Below are 17,807 nucleotides of genomic sequence, written 5' to 3' on the forward strand. Positions count from 1 at the left end.
ATAATTCTATATTTGCACAAAACCAAAATAATTGGATACAAACGAATTCATCTATCAGCCTAAAGGTTCAAAAATATTATCTGATAGCAGCTTTACCTGGAAAGCACCAAGCAATATAGCATTGGTAAAATATTGGGGGAAAAAAGAGCCTCAACTCCCTAAGAATACTTCTATAAGTTTTACCCTTGACGCCTGCTATACTTTGACAACTCTAAAATTTAAAAAAAAGCAAGCAAATAAAGCTAGTTTTGAAGTTTATTTTGATGGAAAGAAAAAAGATGATTTCAAACCAAAAATCGCTACTTTTTTTGAAAGAGTTCAAAAATACATCCCATTTATTGAAGGTTATGACTTTGTAATCGAATCACGAAATTCTTTTCCACATAGTAGTGGCATCGCTTCCTCTGCCAGTGGTATGGCAGCCATAGCACTCTGTATCATGAGTATGGAAAAAGCATTAAACCAAGATATGTCTGATGAGTTATTTTATAGCAAAGCATCTTTTTTAGCTCGTTTAGGTTCAGGCAGTGCATCAAGAAGCATTAAAGGAAACTTGGTTGTTTGGGGTGAACATTCGAAAATTAAAAAAAGTTCAGATTTTTTTGGTGTTCAGTTTCCATATAGAGTTCATGGTAATTTCAAAAATTATCATGATACTATCTTGTTAGTAGATAAAGGTGAAAAGCAAGTATCGAGTACAGTTGGTCATAACTTAATGCATGAACATCCTTATGCAAGGCAAAGGTTTGAACAGGCAAATAACAATATTGAAAAGATTAGCGAAGTATTACAAAATGGAGATCTTAAAGCTTTTATTAAAATTATAGAGAGTGAAGCTTTAACACTGCATGCTATGATGATGACAAGTAATCCATACTTTATTCTAATGAAACCAAACACATTATCAATTATCAATAAAATATGGGAATTCCGTAAAGAATCAGGTTTGCATATTTGTTTTACACTTGATGCTGGAGCTAATGTTCACGTGCTTTATCCAGAAAAAGAAAAGGAACCCATTAACAAATTTATAACAACAGAGTTACTTCAATTTTGCCAAAAAAATCACTATATTTGTGATAGAGTGGGCTTTGGGGCCAAGCAAATGTAATTAGAAAACCCGCTACTAAATTTAATGTGCCCTACCATTAAATTTTGAAGATGTTAGAAACAAAAACTTAATAATACATAGTAGCTCTTGGGTCGCAAGAGAAGTTTTTGTGTTAATAGTAATTTTTAATCTTCAGAATTATGAAAACATATATTTCAATTTTACTTGTCGGATGTTTTGCTCTAGCAAACATAAATCTCAATGCTCAATCAGCAAAAGACACTATTTGGTATGATGCTAATTGGAATCCTGCTGAAAAAAAAATAGCTGCCTATTTTAGACCTGCACCAGAAAAAAAAGACAATGGCTATTGGCTAGTAGATTATTATTTATCTGGCGCTAAACAAATGGAAGCACTATCTAACGCTCCCAATACAGAATTTTTTGATGGCACTGTAACTTGGTATCATGAAAATGGTAACGTTATGCAAACCGTAAACTATAAAAATAATATTGTGGCAGGTGAGCGTAAAAACTATCATGAATCTGGGCCTTTAAAAAGCCAATATTCATATAATGATGATGGAAAAATCCATGGGGTTTGGGTAAGTTTTTTTGAAAACTCTAAGCCTGATGAAGAAGGTCAATTCGAAAATGATTTGCGTAGTGGTCTATGGAAAGAATATCATAAAAATGGCAAGCTTAAAGGTGAAGGAAAGTATAAAGATGGCAAAAAAGTAGGTGTTTGGAAAATGTACTTTTATGATGGCATCGAAGAAGACGAATAGTAAATAGTTTTAATAAATTAAAAATTTGATTTACAACAGAATCTGCTATATTTGCGTTATACTATGAAAAAACGCTAACTAAGTATATGAAGGGGCCATTATTTTATGCAAAAATTTTATTGTTTGGTGAGTATGGAATTATAAAAGATTCTAAAGGCTTGGCCATTCCATACAATTCGTATCAAGGGGCTTTAAAGACTGATACACATCAAAACGAAAATGCTAAATCTTCAAATAAAAATCTAGCAAAATTTCTTGACTATCTACAAAATTTAGATCAAGATCTTATACAATTCAGGTTGGATGAACTAAAATACGATATTGATGGCGGAATGTATTTTGATTCTAGTATTCCACAAGGATATGGTGTTGGTAGCTCTGGTGCTTTAGTAGCTGCAATTTATGATAAATACGCAGTCGAAAAAATTACCGTTTTAGAAAATCTTACACGTGAAAAATTACTCAAGCTAAAAGAAATTTTTTCTGCGATGGAATCATTTTTTCATGGTAAAAGCTCTGGTTTAGACCCATTGAATAGCTATTTGAGCCTCCCTATTCTTATTAATTCCAAAGATAATTTAGAGCCCACAGGTATTCCATCACAGAAGGAAGGCAAAGGCGCTGTGTTTTTATTAGATTCTCAACAAGTTGGAGAAACTGAGCCTATGGTCAACATTTTTATGAACAAAATGAAGAATGAGGGTTTTAGAAAAATGTTAAATGAAGATTTCGCAAAATATACAGATGCCTGTATTGATGATTTTCTGCATGGTAATGTAAAATCTTTATTAGGCAATGTAAAACAACTTTCTAAAGTAGTATTAAAGAATTTTAAGCCTATGATACCTAAGGCTTTTCATAAATTATGGCAACAAGGTATCGACTCTAACGCTTACTATTTAAAACTTTGTGGTTCAGGCGGTGGTGGTTATATTTTAGGGTTCACTCAAGATTATTCTAAAGCAAAAGAACTTCTTAAAGATTATAAATTAGAATTGGTGTATAGATTTTAATCCGTATTCTTATGGATGAGCTTAAATCTAATGTACAAAAGAAAGAATACTCAATTTTCTATAAATTTTTCAGTCTACTCTCTGTTGTAAGAGGTTACAATATTCTAATAGTTGCTGTTGCGCAAATCTTAGCTTCTATCTTTATTTTTTCTCCAGAAAAATCTTTAAAAGAGATAATTCTAAATTTAGATCTATTCCTAGTTGTTTTGGCAACAGCATGTGTAATTGCCTCAGGGTATATTATTAATAATTTTTACGATGCCGAAAAAGATAGGATCAATAGACCCTTAAAAGCAAAAATAGATAGTATGGTAAATCAGAAAACAAAGCTAAATATCTATTTTTTCCTAAATTTTCTAGGATTTGCATTAGGTCTTTTGGTATCATGGAAAGCTGCTTTGTTTTTTGGCATTTATATTTTCTTAATATGGTTCTATTCACATAAATTGACTAAATATCCATTAACAGGATTAATTGCTGCGACGATTCTATCTTTACTTCCTTTTTTTGTAATTTTTGTGTATTATCGTAATTTTTCAAAAGTTATTTTTGTACATGCGCTTTTTTTAGGAGTTATTCTATTGATTAAAGAACTTGTAAAAGAACTAGAAAATATCAAAGGCGATTTACTACAAGGTTACAAAACTGTTCCGGTTGTGTATGGAGAGAAATTTACAAAAACTTTAATCACAATCTGTGCCTTTGTAATTGCACTACCCGCTTATATTTTATGGGAATATCCAGAGATCGGTTACATGAAATATTACTTTTATTTAACAGGTTTGATATTAGTAGGTTTTGTAATTCTTCTTTGGTTTAAGTCTTCTAAAAAAAATTATGTGTTTTTACATAATGTAGTTAAATTCATTCTTATTTTAGGTGTTTTTAGTTTAGTTTTGATAGATACTTCGGTAATTATTAAACGAATTTTATAATATGGACCATCTTTTAAAAGTAGCACTTGCACAAATCTCACCGGTTTGGTTAAATAAGAATAAAACTTTAGAAAAGGTTAAGAATTCAATCGAAGATGCTGCAAAAGAGAAATGTGAATTGATTGTTTTTGGTGAAGGGTTAATTCCGGGATATCCATTTTGGTTGCCTTTAACAGGAGGTGCTGAGTGGGATACAAAAGTAAATAAAGAATTACATGCGCATTATGTAAGAAATGCTATTACAATTGAAGAGGGTGATTTAGATGCTGTTTGTCGAATGGCGAAAGAAAGTAAAATAGCTATCTATCTTGGTGTAATTGAACGACCTTTAGGTCGTGGTGGGCATAGTATTTATGCCTCTTTGGTATATATTAATGAAAGTGGTGAAATAAAATCTGTTCACAGAAAATTACAACCTACTTACGATGAGCGTTTAACTTGGGCTTCAGGTGATGGTAATGGATTACAAGTTCATTCTCTAAAAAATTTCACTGTTGGCGGATTAAACTGTTGGGAAAATTGGATGCCTTTACCTAGAGCTGCTCTGTACGGACTAGGAGAAAGCTTACATATTGCTGTGTGGCCTGGAAGCGATCATAACACAAAAGATATTACGCGATTTATAGCCAGAGAATCTCGCTCATTTGTCATTTCTGTTTCAAGTTTAATGACTAAAAAGAATTTTCCAAATGATACGCCTCATCTTGATAAAATTCTTGAGAATGCACCCGATGTCTTAGCTAATGGAGGGAGTTGTATTGCTGGTCCTAGTGGTGAATGGGTTATAGAACCTCAACTAAATAAAGAAGGATTAATTATTGAAACTTTAGACTTCAATCGAGTATTGGAAGAGCGTCAGAATTTTGATCCCGTCGGGCATTATTCGCGACCAGATGTTACACAACTGAATGTAAATAGGGTGCGACAATCTACAATTTCTTTAAAAGATTAAGGTCAACTAGTTTAAAGAAGTATCTTTGCCAAAATTTTTAATAAAAATGGCAACTAAAAAAAACTCGTCGAGAGGACGACACGCCAGCGATGCTTCTCGAAAATCAAATTCACAAAAGAAAACATTTGGCAAAAGTAAATCGAACTACAAAAAAGACATTCGAAAAATTACCGACACAAAAAAGAAACCTGAATCCGACACCATTCGGCTGAATAAATATATTGCAAATGCTGGTATTTGTTCGCGTAGAGAAGCCGATGTTTATATAAAGGCAGGTAGTGCAACTGTTAACGGAAAAGTGATAACAGAAATGGGTTATAAGGTACAACCAACAGATGAAGTTCGCTTTGATGGTTCGTTAATAAACCCTGAAACAAAACGCTACGTTTTGTTAAATAAGCCTAAAAATTATATAACCAATGTAGAAGATGAACGTGGTAGAAAAACTGTAATGGAATTAATTGCAGGTGCTACTAAAGAGCGTTTATATCCTGTAGGTAGATTAGACAGAAATACAACGGGTTTATTATTGTTTACAAATGATGGCGAAATAGCTAAAAAATTAACCCAACCAAAAGTACCTTTTAAAAAATTATACCAGGTTTCTTTAGATAAAAAATTAGCTATGAAAGATCTACAGAAGATTTCAGAAGATTTTAAAATCGAAGGTAAAACGGTATTTGTAGATGCAATTTCATATATTGATAATCAACCAAAAACCGAAGTAGGTATTGAGATTCATTCAGGCAGAAACCGCATTGTTCATAAAATATTTGAACATTTTGGGTATAAAGTTGCCAAATTAGACAGAGTCTTATTTGCGGAATTAACCAAGAAGAACTTACCTCGTGGTCATTGGCGTCATCTTACTCAGCAAGAAGTTAACAACCTTAAAATGATATAAAACCAAAAAAGCCGATCAGTTTGATCGGCTTTTTAGTGGTGGTGCCTCCAGGAATCGAACCAGGGACACAAGGATTTTCAGTCCTTTGCTCTACCAACTGAGCTAAGGCACCAGTTGCATAAATGCGGATGCAAATATATATTCATTTTTAAAATTGACAAAAAGAAACTTTATAAAAATTGCTTTTGTAAATTTACGCTATCTGTTTTTATTATGAATTTAATTATTGACGTTGGTAATACAAGAACTAAGCTTGCTCTTTTTCAAAGAGATAAACTTATAGAAGTTATTATTTCTACCCATAAACAAACCAATAAAAAAATTAAGTCCTTACTAAAGAATAAAAGTTTATCAAATATTATTGTTTCCTCTGTTGGACATCCAGATATAGTTGATGAAAACCTTTTTAAAACTCTCATGTCTTTAGATCATGATACCAAGGTTCCGTTCAAAAACAAATATAAATCCCCAGAAACATTAGGTGTTGATAGAATTGCATTGGTTTCTGCAGCAGCGATTCAATATGCCAAAAAAGATGTCTTAATTATAGATGTAGGCACATGTATTACTTATGACATTCTAACTAATAAAAATGATTATCTAGGTGGAGCTATCTCTCCAGGAATCAACATTCGATATAAATCATTACATGATTATACCGCCAATCTACCTTTGTTAGAAATTGGCCATTATTCCCTTACGGGGAAGACTACAAATGGTTCTATTCAATCTGGTGTCTTAAATGGAGTAGTTCAAGAAATTGATGGTGTTATAAATCAATATCTTAAAAAATACCCAAATTTAACAGTAGTTTTAACAGGAGGAGATGCAAATTACTTGGCTAAAAAGCTAAAAAGTAGCATATTTGCCAATCCAAATTTTTTGTTGGAAGGATTGAACAGTATTATGATACATAATTTAGACGAATGATTAAACAAATAATCGGGTTACTTTTTATACTAATTTCCCTAAACCTTTTTGCTCAAAGAAATAACAATTCCCCTTATTCTTTCTTCGGAATTGGAGATCAAGCTGGTGAAAAAACAGTAGAAGAACTTGGTATGGGTGAAATTGGAGGTGCTTTTAATAGCACATTTCAATTAAGTTTTACAAATCCTGCTTCTTTAGCTCATTTACAACTTACAAATTATTCTTTGGCTGGTCAAAATAGAGCTATTCAATTAAATGATGGTACTAATAAAGATTCAGGTTCAAACGCCGCACTTTCATATTTTGCACTAGCTTTTCCTATTGGGAATAATGCGGGTTTTGCCTTTGGGTTAAGACCTAGTACAACTGTAGGATATTCTCTTTTACAACAAATTTTTGTCGATGAAAATCTTGTAGAAATTAATCAATTTAGTGGTGAAGGTGGTACCAATAGAGTATTTTTAGCCTTTGGGCATAAAATAGGAAAAAACTTTAGCTTAGGTATAGAGGGTAATTATACTTTTGGAAGTATAGAGAATAATTTACTAAACAGAAGAGACGGTGTGCCACTAGCAACTTTATATAAATCTGACTCTGATGTTCGTGGGTTTAGTGTAAAAGGTGGTGTACAATATCAAACTGAAGTTACAGAAAACTTAACATTAAAGACAGGTGCAATTGTAGAGCTCAGTAATGAATTATCAAATGAAGGTGGTGAATATCTTATCTCTACTTTGAATATTGAGAACCCTACACCCTTTCAATATCGAGATACTACATTAAGTAATGATTTTGATAGAAATTTTAAAATACCCGTCAAAACAATCTTAAGTACAGGTATTGGTCAAGAGAATAAATGGTATGCTGGGTTAGAATATGAATTTCAAGAAGCATTAAGTGTAGACGATACATTTTCACAAGGCACAGTATCACTAAACTACAGAAGATCTAGTAGAATATCAGTTGGTGGTTATTATACTCCTAAATTCAATTCAATAACAAGTTATTGGCAGAGAGCTACTTACAGAGCTGGGCTAAAATTCAAGCAGACAGGATTGGTAGTTGGCAATACGGATATAAATGACTTTGGCATATCTTTTGGGGTAGGCTTACCAATGGGCAGACAACTATCTAAAATTAATATAGGTTTTGAATTAGGACAGAGAGGTGAAGTTAGTAATGGATTGGTTCGCGAAAATTATCTTAACTTTAGAGTTGGTTTTTCACTTAGTGACAGGTGGTTTAGAAAACGAAATATAGATTAACATAAATATTATAACCGAGATGAGAAGAAATGTTACAAATTTGATGTTGGGTTTATTCCTTTTGATAGGAATAAATCAAACTTACGCACAAGATAAGTATGGCGCTGATCCAGAAAAATGTAAAACTAATTTGTCTATCTTTTATGAATATGCAAAAGCTAAAAACTTTGATCCTGCATATGAACCATGGACTTGGGTATTAGAAAACTGTCCAAAAGGTTCAAAAAACATATATAGCCGTGGATTACAAATTGCTGAGCATAGATATAAAAATGCTTCTGGGGCTCAAAAAGAAACTGAAAGCGCTTTAATTGATAAGGTATATACGATGCGTGTTGAGCATTTTCCAGATAATCTTGGTAAAGTATATAGTGATTGGGCTACTTCATTGGAAGAAAGAGCTAAATCTAAAGGTGAAATTTTTGAAAAGTTAGAGAAAGCTTTTAAAACTGACCCTGCTAAAATGAGTATAAAGAACTTAGCAAAGTATTTTCAAGAAATGACCGATAGAAATAAAGATACTAATGCTCAAAAAGTTTTTGATACCTATGATGATGCCTTAGAAGCTGTGAATAAAAAGATTGACGTTCACTCTAAATCTGCTGATGTTTTAAATGCTAAAAAAGAAAAAGGACAAACATTATCTAAAAAGGAAGAAAGAAAACTTAAGAATGATGGTATCAACTTAAGAGGTTTAGGTCAGGTAGAAGATATTTTGGATAAAATTGTAAGTGATGTTGCGACATGTGAACGTTTAATTCCTCTATATAACAAAGGTTTTGAGGCTAATAAAACTAATGCAACTTGGTTGCGTAGAGCAGCTTCAAGATTAAATTCTAAAGAATGTACAGAAGACCCTATATACCCAAAAATGGTTGAAGCATATGTAAATGCTGAACCATCAGCTGATGCTTATATATTTTATGCAGGTATTTTAGAAGATAGAGGCAAAACTAATGAAGCGTTAGAATATAGAAATAAAGCAGTTGATCTTGAGACTGATTCATATAAGAAAGCAGATTACTTATATAGAATTGCTTTAACAATGCGTAATAGGAGTAAAGGGCAAGCCAGAGTTTATGCAAATAGAGCCTTAAAAGCAAGACCTAGTATGGGTAAAGCCTATATTTTAATTGCAAACTTGTATGCTAGTAGCGCAAATAGCTGTGGTACAGATGAAGTTAGCAAAAGAATGGTATTCGTAGCTGCTGCTAACAAAGCAAGACAAGCAAAAAATGTGGATCCAAGTTTAACATCTAGGGCTAATAGATATATCAAAAGTTATATGGCAAACGCACCATCGAAAAAGTTAATTTTCACCAAAGGATTAACTTCTGGAGCGACACATAAAGTTGGCTGTTGGATTGGTGAAACCGTAAGGATTCCATAAGGATAATCTTTAACAACATATAATCTTAAACATTATGAAAAAGCATTTTCAAAAAATCGTTCTACTAATTTGCATACTATTTTTTGGAGATGCTTTTTCGCAAGATAAGTATGGCAATAACCCAGATGTTTGTAAAGAAAAACTTTCAGAATTTTTCGAATATGCAAAGACAAAGGATTATGAATACGCTTATGAACCTTGGTTATGGTGTTTTGAAAACTGCCCAAAAGCTTCAAAAAACATCTACAAATACGGCTTAAATATCGTTGAAGATCGCTACCAAAAAGCTACGGGGAACCAAAAAGCTGTTGAAGCTAAAATGATCGACAAAATATATGAGCAGCGGATTCAACATTTTCCTGATAATTTAGGTAAGGTTTATAGTGACTGGGCATTGTCTCTCGAAAAAAGAGGTGCTTCACAAGAACAGCTATTTGAAAAGCTTGATGTAGCTTTCAAAGCTGGCCCAGAAAGTATGAGTATAAAAAATCTAGCAAAATACTTTCAAGAAGTTACCGATAGAAATAAAGAATCAAATCCTCAAGTTGTTTTCGACACATATGATGATGCTTTAGACGCTGTAAATAAAAAAATTGAAGTTCATACAAGATCTAAAGATCAGTTAGATAAAACTATAGTTGATGGTGGCACCTTAAATAAAAAACAAGCTCTTAAATTAAAAAATGACGAAATTAATTTAAAAGGATTAGGTCAAGTAGAAGGTTTATTAGATCAAATTCTTGGTGAAGTTGCAACTTGTGAAAGATTGATTCCTCTATATACTAAAAGTTTTGAATCTCATAAATCGGATGCTAAATGGTTACGTAGGGCTGCATCGAGATTAAACTCTAAAGAATGCACGGAAGATCCTATTTATCCAAAACTTGTTGAAGCATATGTTGCTGTAGAACCCTCGCCGGAAGCGTATGTTTTAATTGCAAGTATTCTTGAAGATAGAGGTGAAAAAACTAAAGCAACTGATTATAGAAAAAAAGCGGTTGATTTAGAAACTGATCCATATAAGAAGGCAAAATATCTTTATAAAATTGGAAGATCCTATATTAGAAGAAGTCCTGCCACTGCCACCTCTTATGCAAAACAAGCATTATCTCATCAACCAAGTATGGGTAGAGCATATCTCTTGATTGCAAGCGCTTATGCAGCTAGCGCTAATGCGTGTGGTACTGACGAACTTTCTAAAAGAATGGTTTTTGTAGCTGCAATGAATAAAGCTTCAATGGCTAAAAAGGCAGATCCAAGTTTGACATCTACGGCGAATAAGTATATTAAAAGTTATAGAGCTCAGGCACCGAATAAAAAATTAGTGTTCGGAAGTGATTACAAATCCGATCAAAACTACAAAATAGGATGCTGGATTGGCGAAACTGTCAAGATTCCTTAATTTTGTACTATGCGTAAACATTGTTTACATATATTAAATAAAATTGCTATCATATTTATGGTAGCATTCTTTTTTTCTTGTGAAAACAATATTAAAGAAGTTCAAGATTTTTTAGCAGATAAGAACTTACCTATTGGCGTGGCCAAGAACGTCAATTTGGTTCATACAGATTCAGGAAAAATTAAAACAAGATTGGTAACTCCTCTCCTGCACGATTTTGCAAACCGTGAAGCACATCCATATCAAGAATTTCCAGAAGGAATTCAAATCACCAATTATGAAAAAAATGGTGATTCAATAACTTTAATTGCTGATTATGCAAGAACTTTTAGTAAAACAGCTATTTCTGAAGTAAAAGGAAATGTAATAGTCATCAATCACGCTGATAATTCTAAACTCTACACCGAGCAATTATATTGGGATCAAAATACACACTATATTTATACCGAAGAAGATTTTAGGTTAATTGCAAAAACCGATACCATTAATGGTCGAGGTTTTGAATCTAATGAAGATCTTTCTAAGGTCACAATGAAAGACATAAGCGGTGCCGTTTATGTAAACGAAAACAACTAACTTACTATGGTAAAATATTTAAAATTCGCTGAAATCCTATATTTAGGATTGATTATTTTCTCTTTTTACATGTCATATAAAAGATGGAATATTGATAGAAATAATGCATACATATTTTTGTTTTTCTCTATTCTTTTAATAATAATGTTCTACTTTAAAAGAAGATTTAGAATCCGTTATGAAGAACGTAGAAAAAACCAAGATAAGAAAGAGTAAGATTTACTATATGAAACAAATAACATTTCTTGTTTTATTCTTTATTTCCTTTTACAGCTTTTCACAAATTTTATCACTTAAAGAGCGTTCTAAAGTTGAAGATGAGATTTTAAAAGATCGTTTCGATAATTTGTTGCCACAATTAATGGATCAAACAAATATTGATATGTGGATTCTAATCTCTCGTGAATATAATGAAGATCCTGTTCTACGAACCATGTTGCCTTCAACATGGTTAAATGCCCGCAGAAGAACCATCTTGGTTTTTATTAGAAATAAAGAAAGTAACACCATAGAAAAATTGGCTGTCGCCAGATATAATGTTGGTGAGAACATAAAATCTGCTTGGGATAAAGAACAACAACCAAATCAATGGAAAGCATTATTTAATCTCATAAAAAAGTATAATCCAAAAAAAATAGGATTAAATATCTCTGAGTATTTTGGTATAGCAGACGGGTTGGTAAAGACAGGTTATGACTGGTTTACAAAAGATTTACCTAAAGAATATAAAGACAAAATTGTTTCTGCAGAAAAATTAGCAATTGCATGGATAGAAACTCGAACAGTTAAAGAAATGAAATTGTTCGAAAAATTAACCAAACTAACACATGATGTTATAGCTGAAGCTTTTTCAAATAAGGTAATAACTCCAGGTAAAACTACTACAGAAGATGTGGTTTGGTTTTTACGACAGAAAGTAAATGATCTAGGTTTAAAAACATGGTTTCATCCTACCATAGATATTCAACGTAATAATGAAGTCTTAGCTAGTCATATTACCTCATTTTCAAAACGTCCAGATAAAAATATTATACAAAAAGGCGATCTTTTACATTGTGATTTTGGCATTACCTATCTTAGATTAAATACCGATTGTCAACAACATGCCTATGTGCTTAATGACGGAGAAACAAAAATTCCTTCTTATTTAGAAAAGGCTTTTAAAAAAGGAAATAGATTACAAGATATTTTAACTTCAAATTTTATTGAGGGTAAAACAGGTAATGAGATCTTATTAAAATCTCTAAATGAAGCTAAAGCGGAAGGTTTGCGTCCTTCAATCTATACGCATCCTCTAGGTTTGTATGGTCATTCTTCTGGGTCTACAATTGGTATGTGGGATTCTCAACAAGGTGTTCCGGTTAATGGAGATTATCCTTTACATAAAAATACAGCATATGCTATTGAATTGAATACTACTGTACATATCAAAGAATGGAATCGAGATATTCGAATTATGTTAGAAGAGCCTGGGTTTTTTGGTGAAGATAGTTTTAGATACATTAATGAAAGGCAAGAGCAAATTATTCCGATTAACACTAATTAAATGATTTTACAGATAAGCATAATTGTAGCTTCTATTTTACTTTCTGCTTTCTTTTCTGGGATGGAGATTGCTTTTGTATCTTCCAATAAAATGCACATTGAAATTGAGAAAAAAACCGATAATTTCTTCGCTAAAATATTAGCTATACTCACTAAAAACCCATCAAGATTTATTACAACAATGCTAGTAGGTAATAATATAGCTCTTGTGGTTTACGGCTATTTTATGGGTGAGTTATTAACACCTTATATTACCCCCTATATAACAAATAGTTTTTTAATTTTATTGATTCAAACTAGTGTTTCTACCTTAATAATTTTAGTAACTGCAGAATTTATTCCTAAAGCTATTTATAGAATTTATGCCAATGAAGCCTTAAGAACCTTTGCTTTGCCTGCGTATATTTTCTTTTTACTATTCTATTTTATTTCAGAGTTTATAATTGCTATTTCTGATTTTGTTTTACGCGTTTTTTTCAACACAAAGAAAGACCAAGCTCAGTCAGCTTTTAGCAAAATTGAGCTTGGTGATTATATTACCGAACAGTTAGAAACATCTGATGATGAGGCTATAGATTCTGAAATACAAATCTTTCAAAATGCATTAGAATTTCATAATGTAAAAGCACGTGAAGCCATGATTCCAAGAACAGAAATTGTGGCAATAGAAGTGCATGAACCAATAGAAAATCTTAAAAAACTATTTATAGAAACTGGTCTTTCTAAAGTGATGGTGTATCGAGATTCTTTAGATGATATTATTGGTTATGCACATGTTTTCGAGTTATTTAATAAGCCTAAAAACATTCGTTCTATGCTGGTTCCAATAGATATTGTTCCAGAAACGATGATGATTAACGACATTCTAAACGGACTTACTAAAAAACGTAAGAGTGTTGCTATAGTATTAGATGAATATGGAGGAACTTCTGGGTTAATAACCATAGAAGATATCGTTGAAGAGTTATTCGGTGAAATTGAAGATGAACACGATACAGTTGAACTTTTAGAACGAAAAATAAACGATCGCGAGTTTGAATTTTCCGCTCGCTTAGAGGTCGACTATATAAATGAAGAGTACAACTTAGAACTTCCTGAGAATGATGCATACGAAACCCTTGGCGGATTAATTATGCATCATACTGAGAATATTCCTGCTCAAGGTGAAATTGTAGAAATTGACAACCATCAATTTACTATAAAAGAAGTTTCATCTTCTAAAATTGAAAACATCTACTTAAAAGTTTTATTTAAAGAGGAATAGCTTTCTTTTTATCTTATTAATTTCATTGAATTTATCCTTTTTTTATTTAAAGGTAAATTGTATTTTCGCACACTAAATTTAAAATAACAGTAGAATGGCAATTTTAGGAAAGATTAGAGAACGCTCTTTATTTTTAATTATCATTATAGCAATGGCTTTATTTGCCTTTGTATTAACAGGTTTATTTGATGCCAATAGTCCTTTATTCAATAAAAGCACAAACAATATTGGTGAAATTAATGGTGAAACCATTTCACGTGAAGATTTTGCTCAATTAGTAGACCAACAACGTGCTCGTTCAGGTAACAGAACTTCACAACTACAAAATGTAAAAACTGCTTGGGATAACTTGGTACGTGAAAAAGTGTACGAAACGCAATTAGAAAAGTCTGGTATTGTAGTTGGTGAAAAAGATGTTTGGGATGAGATTTTAAAGCAACCTTTTATTCAAAGTAGCCCTTTATTTAAGAATGAAGCTGGTCTTTTTGATGAAGAAAAACTAAAAGAATATATTGCTACTCTAAAAGATAACTCCAGTGAAGATGAGCAAAGTGAAGCACAGTGGTTAGGGTGGTTAGAATATGAGCGTAATATTAAGTCTAATTTAGAATTAAATACGTACTCTAATCTAATAAAAGTTGGTCTAGGCGCTACTTTAAAAGAGGGAGAAAGAGATTATTTAGACAAGAACACAAAATTAGATTTAGAATATGTACATATTCCTTTTTCTTCAATTGCAGATAGTTTAGTTACTGTATCAGATGATGAGATTAAAGAATATGTAAAAGCTCATAAGGAAGATTATAAATCTGACGCTACTAGAAATATCAGCTTTGTAAAGTTTGATATTAAAGCTACTCCAGAAGATGAAGCTGTAATTGAGGCTGAATTACAAAAGATGATAAATGATAGAGAGGAGTACAGCACAGCAGCAAAATCAAATGTAAAAATCACCGGTTTTAAAAATGCAACTAATGATTCTCAATTTTTTAGAGATTATAGCTCTGATACTCCATTAGATGAAGCTTTTTATACAAAAACAAGAATTGTTCCTGCAATAAAGGACACTATTTTTTCTTTTAATAAAGGAGAAGTATACGGACCATATAAAGATGGTGAGTATTTCAAACTTACTAAAGTTGCTGATGTTAAGCAATTGCCTGATTCTGTTAAGTCAAGACATATTTTAATCCCTTTCCTAGGATCAAGAGGTGCTGATGCGACTATAACTCAAACAGAAGAAGAAGCTAAAAACACTGCCGATAGTTTGTTAATTATCTTAAAGTCAAATAAATCTAAGTTTGAAACATTTGTAAATGACTTTTCATCAGATAAAGCAAGTATTAGTAAAGGCGGTAAATACGATTGGTATCCATACACACAAATGGTGCCTGAATTTAGAGATTTTACTTTTGAAGGAAAAGTTGGAGATTTAGCAGTTGTTAAAACGGCTTTTGGATTTCATATAATTGAAATTGAAGGACAAAAAAATCTTCAAAATGCATTGAAATTATCAACGTTTTCAAGAAAAATTGAGGCATCTGAAGAAACTGAAAATGCAATTTTCGAAAAAGCTGAAACCTTTGCTTCTGAACTAACAGGCGGAAAAGATATTATTGAATTAGCTAAAGAAAACACCTATACAGTTCAACCTGTAAATGGTCTAAAAGAGCTAGATGAAAAAGTATCTACATTAGGTGATCAAAGGGAAATTATTAAATGGATTTTTGAAAATTCCACTGATGAAAATAACTCAAAGAGATTTGACATTGATGGTGGCTATGCAATAGTAAAGCTAGATAAAAAAAATAAAAAAGGATTGGCAATAGGTAACTCTAAGTCTAGAATAAGAAATATTCTTCTAAATGAGAAAAAAGCTCAAATTATTAAAGATAGAATGAAAAATGACGGAACTGACTTACAAGCAATAGCAAATACGTTTAACACTCAAGTAAATACGAATAACGCTGTTTCTGTATCAAGCCCTGTTTTGCCTGGTATTGGTAGAGTTCCCAATCTAATCAACATAATTTCGTCTCTTGATGCAAATAAAGTATACACTAACATCGAATCAGAAAATGCTGTATTTGCGGTTAAAATCTCAAAGAAAGAACTCCCTTCAACTTTAGATAATTTTAAAAGTTTTGCCACTACGATTCAGCAAAAGTTACAAGGTAGAGGTAGTAAGGCATATGATGTATTAAAAAAATCTGCTGATATAGAAGATAATAGAGCTGTTTTTTACTAGTATTTGTTATCTTTGAGTATACAAATATTTATTTCCGTTAAGAAAATAGTATAAGATTTTTATATTTGCACTAATAAACAAGAATTTAAACAGAAATTATAAATTAAAATTAATTAAAATGAAACATTTGAAAAAAGCGATTTTCGTTTTAGCTCTTATTGCTGGTTTAAGCATAAATGCACAAGACGAAAACAACCCTTGGTCTATTGACTTTGGTATTAATGCTGTAGATGCTTATCCAACGAATCAAACAAATTATGGTACTGGTAAATGGTTTGATGAGTTTTTTAATGTTAGCAACTATAATGTTCTCCCATCTGTTTCCAGAGTACGTGTAGGTAGATATTTAGGAGATGGTTTTGCTGTTGGAGTTGCGGCTTCAATTAACAGGATTGAAAAGCTTGGAGATGTTAGTATAAACAATTTAACTTATTATGCTGCTGATTTAGATGTCAGGTATAATTTAGGTAAATTGAAGTGGTTTGACCCATATTTGACTGTTGGTGGTGGTTATACATGGATTGACAAATTAGGAGTTGGTACTTTTAATGGTGGTGCTGGTTTCAATGTTATGTTTAACGATTTTGTAGGTTTAAATATTCAATCTACTTATAAGCATTCATTTGACGAAGCTCGTGTATTACCTCATTTCCAACATGCTTTAGGTGTAGTAATTAAATTTGGAGGAAAAGATACTGACGGTGATGGTATTTATGATAAAGATGATGAATGTCCAGATGTATTTGGTTTAGAAGCATTCAATGGTTGTCCTGATACTGACGGTGATGGCATTAAAGACGGTGATGACGCTTGTCCTAATACTGCTGGTTTAGCAGCATTGAATGGTTGCCCTGATGCTGACGGTGATGGTGTTGCTGATAAAGATGATCAATGTCCAAATGAAGCTGGTACAGCTGCAAACAATGGTTGCCCTGATGCTGATGGTGACGGCGTATATGACAAAGATGATGAGTGTAAAGATGTTGCTGGTCCTAAAGAAAATAAAGGTTGCCCATGGCCAGATACTGATGGTGATGGTGTTTTAGATAAAGATGATAACTGTGTGAATGAGGTAGGTCCTGCTTCTAACCAAGGTTGTCCTTTAGTAATCATTACTGAAGAGGCTAAAGCTAAATTAGATGAGTTTGCTAAAGCTATCTACTTTAATACAGGTAAATCTTCATTTAGAGCTGGTGTTGAAGAAAAATTAGACTTGATTGCTGACATCATGAAAGAGTACAAAGATTCTAACTTCCATGTTGAAGGTCATACTGATAGTGTTGGTTCCGCAAAATTGAACCAAAGTTTATCTGAGTCTAGATCGAAAGCGGTATTAGATTACTTAGTTTCTAAAGGTGTTGCTTCTAGCAGATTAACTTCTAAAGGTTATGGTGAAGACAATCCAATTGCTTCTAACAGAACTCGTAGAGGTAGACAACAAAACAGAAGAGTGGATATTAAATTAGCTGAATAATTTAAATCTAATCTAACAAATAAAAAAGCCGCACAATGTGCGGCTTTTTTATTACCCATTATTTGTACTT

Annotated in this window: 15 protein-coding genes and 1 tRNA gene; 15 read left to right on the forward strand and 1 reads right to left on the reverse strand. The window is 32.2% G+C overall.

Going from position 1 to position 17,807, the window contains the following annotated elements:
- Window positions 1-31 precede the first annotated feature (31 nt).
- From AC1EUV_RS02730 to AC1EUV_RS02755, 6 genes are all read left to right on the forward strand, one after another.
- A complete protein-coding gene (locus AC1EUV_RS02730) occupies window positions 32-1,111 on the forward strand; it encodes a diphosphomevalonate decarboxylase (protein ID WP_480197126.1) in 1,080 nt (359 codons plus the stop codon).
- Between the two features lie 140 nt (window positions 1,112-1,251).
- Window positions 1,252-1,839, forward strand: a complete 588-nt coding sequence (locus tag AC1EUV_RS02735) for a toxin-antitoxin system YwqK family antitoxin (RefSeq protein ID WP_480197127.1) — start codon at window positions 1,252-1,254, stop codon at window positions 1,837-1,839.
- A gap of 86 nt (window positions 1,840-1,925) precedes the next feature.
- On the forward strand, window positions 1,926-2,852 hold the full coding sequence (locus AC1EUV_RS02740; RefSeq protein ID WP_480197128.1) for a mevalonate kinase family protein: 927 nt from the start codon (window positions 1,926-1,928) through the stop codon (window positions 2,850-2,852).
- Window positions 2,853-2,863: 11 nt separating this feature from the next.
- Window positions 2,864-3,787: a geranylgeranylglycerol-phosphate geranylgeranyltransferase gene (locus tag AC1EUV_RS02745; RefSeq protein WP_480197129.1), complete on the forward strand. Its 924-nt coding sequence runs from the start codon at window positions 2,864-2,866 to the stop codon at window positions 3,785-3,787.
- Window position 3,788: 1 nt separating this feature from the next.
- Window positions 3,789-4,739, forward strand: a complete 951-nt coding sequence (locus tag AC1EUV_RS02750; protein ID WP_480197130.1) for a carbon-nitrogen hydrolase family protein — start codon at window positions 3,789-3,791, stop codon at window positions 4,737-4,739.
- Window positions 4,740-4,785: 46 nt separating this feature from the next.
- Window positions 4,786-5,643, forward strand: coding sequence for a pseudouridine synthase (locus AC1EUV_RS02755; RefSeq protein WP_480197131.1), 858 nt, complete (start codon window positions 4,786-4,788; stop codon window positions 5,641-5,643).
- A gap of 36 nt (window positions 5,644-5,679) precedes the next feature.
- On the opposite strand, the gene AC1EUV_RS02760 is transcribed toward AC1EUV_RS02755, so the two are convergent.
- Window positions 5,680-5,755, reverse strand: a tRNA-Phe gene (locus tag AC1EUV_RS02760).
- Window positions 5,756-5,856: 101 nt separating this feature from the next.
- Between AC1EUV_RS02760 and AC1EUV_RS02765 the strand changes: the two genes are divergently transcribed.
- The 9 genes from AC1EUV_RS02765 to AC1EUV_RS02805 all read left to right on the forward strand — a co-directional run bounded on the left by AC1EUV_RS02765 (window position 5,857) and on the right by AC1EUV_RS02805 (window position 17,737).
- Entirely contained in the window at window positions 5,857-6,573 is a 717-nt protein-coding gene (locus AC1EUV_RS02765; protein WP_480197132.1) for a type III pantothenate kinase, read from the forward strand.
- Complete coding sequence (bamG, locus tag AC1EUV_RS02770; protein ID WP_480197133.1) at window positions 6,570-7,838, forward strand: BamG family beta-barrel-assembly machinery protein; 1,269 nt, start codon at window positions 6,570-6,572, stop codon at window positions 7,836-7,838. Before AC1EUV_RS02765 ends, bamG begins: the two co-directional genes overlap by 4 nt.
- A 19-nt stretch (window positions 7,839-7,857) precedes the next feature.
- On the forward strand, window positions 7,858-9,228 hold the full coding sequence (locus AC1EUV_RS02775; RefSeq protein WP_480197134.1) for a tetratricopeptide repeat protein: 1,371 nt from the start codon (window positions 7,858-7,860) through the stop codon (window positions 9,226-9,228).
- A gap of 34 nt (window positions 9,229-9,262) precedes the next feature.
- Complete coding sequence (locus tag AC1EUV_RS02780) at window positions 9,263-10,630, forward strand: tetratricopeptide repeat protein (protein ID WP_480197135.1); 1,368 nt, start codon at window positions 9,263-9,265, stop codon at window positions 10,628-10,630.
- Window positions 10,631-10,639: 9 nt separating this feature from the next.
- A complete protein-coding gene (gene lptC, locus AC1EUV_RS02785; RefSeq protein ID WP_480197136.1) occupies window positions 10,640-11,206 on the forward strand; it encodes an LPS export ABC transporter periplasmic protein LptC in 567 nt (188 codons plus the stop codon).
- Between the two features lie 226 nt (window positions 11,207-11,432).
- On the forward strand, window positions 11,433-12,752 hold the full coding sequence (locus AC1EUV_RS02790) for a M24 family metallopeptidase (RefSeq protein ID WP_480197137.1): 1,320 nt from the start codon (window positions 11,433-11,435) through the stop codon (window positions 12,750-12,752).
- Window positions 12,753-14,015, forward strand: coding sequence for a hemolysin family protein (locus tag AC1EUV_RS02795; RefSeq protein WP_480197138.1), 1,263 nt, complete (start codon window positions 12,753-12,755; stop codon window positions 14,013-14,015). It begins immediately after the preceding gene.
- A gap of 94 nt (window positions 14,016-14,109) precedes the next feature.
- Window positions 14,110-16,263 (forward strand): peptidylprolyl isomerase, encoded by a 2,154-nt coding sequence (locus AC1EUV_RS02800; RefSeq protein WP_480197139.1) that lies wholly within the window; start codon window positions 14,110-14,112, stop codon window positions 16,261-16,263.
- A gap of 118 nt (window positions 16,264-16,381) precedes the next feature.
- Window positions 16,382-17,737 carry an OmpA family protein gene (locus AC1EUV_RS02805; protein ID WP_480197140.1) on the forward strand — a complete coding sequence of 452 codons (1,356 nt, stop codon included), beginning with the start codon at window positions 16,382-16,384 and terminating at the stop codon, window positions 17,735-17,737.
- Window positions 17,738-17,807: the final 70 nt, after the last annotated feature.

The sequence above is a fragment of the Maritimimonas sp. 2304DJ26-3 genome, from assembly GCF_056591635.1.

Coding starts and splice junctions, on each gene's coding strand:
- AC1EUV_RS02740 (WP_480197128.1), top strand. CDS start 1,926: ATGAAGGGGCCATTATTTTATGCAAAAATTTTATTGTTTGGTGAGTAT.
- AC1EUV_RS02800 (WP_480197139.1), top strand. CDS start 14,110: ATGGCAATTTTAGGAAAGATTAGAGAACGCTCTTTATTTTTAATTATC.
- AC1EUV_RS02765 (WP_480197132.1), top strand. CDS start 5,857: ATGAATTTAATTATTGACGTTGGTAATACAAGAACTAAGCTTGCTCTT.
- AC1EUV_RS02755 (WP_480197131.1), top strand. CDS start 4,786: ATGGCAACTAAAAAAAACTCGTCGAGAGGACGACACGCCAGCGATGCT.
- AC1EUV_RS02745 (WP_480197129.1), top strand. CDS start 2,864: ATGGATGAGCTTAAATCTAATGTACAAAAGAAAGAATACTCAATTTTC.
- AC1EUV_RS02805 (WP_480197140.1), top strand. CDS start 16,382: ATGAAACATTTGAAAAAAGCGATTTTCGTTTTAGCTCTTATTGCTGGT.
- AC1EUV_RS02750 (WP_480197130.1), top strand. CDS start 3,789: ATGGACCATCTTTTAAAAGTAGCACTTGCACAAATCTCACCGGTTTGG.
- AC1EUV_RS02775 (WP_480197134.1), top strand. CDS start 7,858: ATGAGAAGAAATGTTACAAATTTGATGTTGGGTTTATTCCTTTTGATA.
- AC1EUV_RS02795 (WP_480197138.1), top strand. CDS start 12,753: ATGATTTTACAGATAAGCATAATTGTAGCTTCTATTTTACTTTCTGCT.
- AC1EUV_RS02790 (WP_480197137.1), top strand. CDS start 11,433: ATGAAACAAATAACATTTCTTGTTTTATTCTTTATTTCCTTTTACAGC.
- lptC (WP_480197136.1), top strand. CDS start 10,640: ATGCGTAAACATTGTTTACATATATTAAATAAAATTGCTATCATATTT.
- AC1EUV_RS02735 (WP_480197127.1), top strand. CDS start 1,252: ATGAAAACATATATTTCAATTTTACTTGTCGGATGTTTTGCTCTAGCA.
- AC1EUV_RS02780 (WP_480197135.1), top strand. CDS start 9,263: ATGAAAAAGCATTTTCAAAAAATCGTTCTACTAATTTGCATACTATTT.
- bamG (WP_480197133.1), top strand. CDS start 6,570: ATGATTAAACAAATAATCGGGTTACTTTTTATACTAATTTCCCTAAAC.